3 protein-coding genes and 4 tRNA genes are annotated in these 3,355 nt (G+C 52.8%); all 7 read right to left on the reverse strand.

Translation table 11 applies throughout. The features are described from left to right. A partial coding sequence (locus tag D5S03_RS02685; RefSeq protein ID WP_287042607.1) for a GTP-binding protein occupies positions 1-552 on the reverse strand: 552 nt, incomplete at its 3' end. A 352-nt stretch (positions 553-904) separates the two neighbouring features. Then, positions 905-980: transfer RNA gene (locus D5S03_RS02690), tRNA-Thr, on the reverse strand. 22 nt (positions 981-1,002) lie between these two features. Then, a tRNA-Gly gene (locus D5S03_RS02695) sits at positions 1,003-1,079 on the reverse strand. A gap of 112 nt (positions 1,080-1,191) precedes the next feature. Further along, positions 1,192-1,277 (reverse strand) — tRNA-Tyr (locus tag D5S03_RS02700). Between the two features lie 3 nt (positions 1,278-1,280). Further along, positions 1,281-1,356: transfer RNA gene (locus tag D5S03_RS02705), tRNA-Thr, on the reverse strand. 237 nt (positions 1,357-1,593) lie between these two features. After that, a complete protein-coding gene (locus tag D5S03_RS02710) occupies positions 1,594-2,490 on the reverse strand; it encodes an Mrp/NBP35 family ATP-binding protein (RefSeq protein ID WP_008871722.1) in 897 nt (298 codons plus the stop codon). 52 nt (positions 2,491-2,542) lie between these two features. Next, positions 2,543-3,154 carry a protein-L-isoaspartate(D-aspartate) O-methyltransferase gene (locus D5S03_RS02715; RefSeq protein ID WP_287042608.1) on the reverse strand — a complete coding sequence of 204 codons (612 nt, stop codon included), beginning with the start codon at positions 3,152-3,154 and terminating at the stop codon, positions 2,543-2,545. Between the last annotated feature and the right edge of the window lie 201 nt (positions 3,155-3,355).

Here is a 3,355-nt window from a genome sequence, read left to right on the forward strand (position 1 = left end):
CGGATCATCAGTCTCCAGGGCCTTCAAGGCACTGCCGCGAACCACCGGAACATCATCACCGGGAAAATCATACTTGCTTAAAAGCTCGCGAACCTCCAGCTCCACCAGCTCCAGAAGCTCGGGATCATCAACCAGATCCACCTTGTTCAGATAAACAACTAAACTGGGCACTCCCACCTGGCGGGCCAGCAAAATATGCTCACGAGTCTGGGGCATGGGTCCGTCCGTAGCTGCCACAACCAGAACAGCTCCATCCATCTGAGCCGCACCAGTGATCATGTTCTTGATATAGTCAGCGTGACCGGGACAATCCACATGGGCATAGTGACGATTGGGCGTCTCATACTCCACGTGTGCGGTTGCAATGGTAATGCCGCGCTCCTTCTCCTCAGGAGCCTTGTCTATCTTGTCAAACGCCACAAACTGACCACTGCCCTTCAAGCTAAGCACCTTGGTAATAGCTGCGGTCAATGTGGTCTTGCCATGGTCAATATGGCCTATGGTACCTATATTAACGTGCGGCTTCTTGCGGTCAAACTTAGACTTTCCCATCTCTTACTCCCCTTACTTGATTTTTAGTATTTTGCAGAGCGGTTGTAACCTTATAAACCATCAGCCTGTAAAACAGACAGCCTGTGCTTGACGTCTGAAACACCCGGCAGATTGAGCCCGGATACAGCCTTTACCGTAACTGACGGAGAGCCTGTGGAAAATCTGCAGACCGACTGCTGATTTTCACGGCTTTCTTAACCGTCTTTGTATCTGTTCAGCACTTTCATGCAAAGCAGGGGGCAGCCCCGATAACACATTCATAGAGCTGACAGATACCTGTCTTTTAAATTTTGTTGCGCCTCTGGGACATCTGTCAGCAAAAAAGCCGGAAGACAGAAATTTGCTGCTGGGATGGAGCCCACGACCGGACTTGAACCGGTGACCTCTTCCTTACCAAGGAAGTGCTCTACCGACTGAGCTACGTGGGCCTGTATATGACATGCACACAAGTGGAGCGGGAAACGGGACTCGAACCCGCAACCCTCAGCTTGGAAGGCTGATGCTCTAGCCAATTGAGCTATTCCCGCCAGTCTTGTAGTCCAGCAACAGGTCTGTCCTGTCTCCTACAATAAAAAGGCCCGATTCAGTTGACTCCCGGCGCAGTCCGGGCGTATATTTAAATCTGATCTTTTGTTTAAGTGGTGGAGGGAGGAGGATTCGAACCTCCGAAGGCTTACGCCGACAGATTTACAGTCTGTTCCCTTTGGCCACTTGGGTATCCCTCCGTGTGGAGCTGGCGATGGGACTTGAACCCGCAACCTGCTGATTACAAGTCAGCTGCTCTACCAATTGAGCTACGCCAGCCGCTTAAGAAATGAAACATATAATCTTGCTTGTTAAAATGCAACCCTTTTATCTTAATTTTTTAATTTTTTTTCCAAAGCCTTTTTCAAAAGGCACCAAACGCGGCTTGAGCCGCACAATCCACCGGGAAAATCTTGACCTCTGATCTTGAATCCCCAAATCCCCCAATCCCCAATCCCCAATACCTCAATCCCTCAATCCCCCAAATCCCCAAATCCCCAAATTACATCCCAAAACTTAAAACTTGTGCGAAGTGGACACCGCCTCCAGGCTGTCTTTGGCCGCCTTGTCCACTTTAGCGGCCAGCCGGGCATGAGCATCTTTTGCCGGGGATGGTTTGCTGCTCAAAACCACGGGCGTGCCCTTTTCAGCAGCATCGATGCTGGCCGGGTCAAGGGGAATGGAGCCAAGAAAGTCAATTCCGTACCTCGTCGCCAGCGCCCTGCCTCCTCCGGCCTTGAACAGGGCGATGTCTTTGCTGCAGTGCGGGCAGACCATGCCGCTCATGTTTTCCACCAGGCCCAGGATATTGGCTTTGGCGTACTGCAGAAAGTTGACCGCCTTGCGCACATCCGCCAGGGACACTTCCTGGGGCGTGGTGACCACAATGCACAGGGCGTCGGGAATGGTCTTGAGAACCGTCATGGGCTCATCGCCGGTTCCCGGAGGCGAGTCAACCACCAGGTAGTCCAGATCTCCCCACCGCACATTGGAGATAAACTGCCTGATAGCGGACGTCTTCATGGGGCCCTTCCAGAGTATGGCCTGGTCTGGGTCCTTCAGAAGAGATTCCATGGACATCACCGATAGACGCTCATTGTATCTTTTGGGCTCTATAAGGCTTTGATTGCCCACCTCAAGAAGTCCGGTGATTCCAAGGAGGCGGGGCACGCTTGGACCATGAATATCCACATCAAGAAGCCCGGTCCTGTTGCCTTCAGCGGCCAGTGCAGCTGCCAGATTGACCGCTACAGAACTCTTGCCCACCCCGCCTTTGCCGCTCATAATAAAAATCTTGTACCTGATCCTGGAAAGAACGGAACTTAAGAGCTCTTCCTGTGATCTGCTCTGGCGGGAATCTGCACTGTGCCCGGCCTCGCCCGGGTTACAACCTTGTCTGCCCTCCTGGATCATATCCGCCGACTCCTGAAATTATGCATTTTTCTGCAACATCCTTATTTCCCGCCTACCAGCCGAACTTGCCCACCAGGTCTACAAAGGCCACACTGCCCATATTTTCCCTTTTTATTTCCCCCCTGTCTTTAATAACACGCAGCAACTGCTGGTGCCTCTTGCTTTCACCCACCGGTATGACCAGTATTCCGGGATCATCAAGCTGTTCCATCAAAGGGGCGGGCACCTCAGGCCCTCCTGCGGTCACCAGGATACGGTCGAAAGGGGCCTGTTCGGGCCATCCTGCAGTCCCGTCATCCAGCTTGGTTTTCACATATAAATATTTCAGCTGGTTGAAACGCAGTCTGGCTGCCTGATAAAGGGCCTTGATCCTTTCCACAGTATAGACATCTGCTCCCATCTCCGCAAGGACTGCAGCCTGGTAGCCCGATCCGGTACCGATTTCCAGCACCTTCATTCCCGGCTTCACCTCGAGCATGGCGCTCATCATGGCCACCACGTAGGGCTGGGATATAGTCTGCCCATGGCCGATGGGCAGGGGATGGTCCGCATATGCCTGCGCCTGCAGGGCCTCGTCCACAAACATATGCCTGGGAACCCTGCGCATGGCCCGCAGCACTTCTTCATCCTTGATTCCACGGGCCTCTATCTGTTCCCGGACCATCTTTTCCCGGACTCTTTTAGGATCAACGCTCAATTTCTACACCACCGGACAGCAGTTTAATCGTAACCATTCAGGGGGCAGATACCGGCCAGGGGGACAGTCCCCGCGACACTTTTACTGCACAATATGAAAAGTACAGACGCAAAATTTTGTGAAGCTTCATAATCATCACTTAGCGGGGACAGTCCCCTGGCCTTGTGC

This window comes from Desulfonatronospira sp. MSAO_Bac3 (assembly GCF_003838035.1).
Classification (GTDB): Bacteria; Desulfobacterota; Desulfovibrionia; order Desulfovibrionales; family Desulfonatronovibrionaceae; genus Desulfonatronospira; species Desulfonatronospira thiodismutans.

Excerpts from the sequence above, each read along its gene's own strand:
- D5S03_RS02715 (WP_287042608.1), bottom strand. The coding sequence starts at position 3,154 with ATGGTCCGGGAACAGATAGAGGCCCGTGGAATCAAGGATGAAGAAGTG.
- D5S03_RS02710 (WP_008871722.1), bottom strand. The coding sequence starts at position 2,490 with ATGATCCAGGAGGGCAGACAAGGTTGTAACCCGGGCGAGGCCGGGCAC.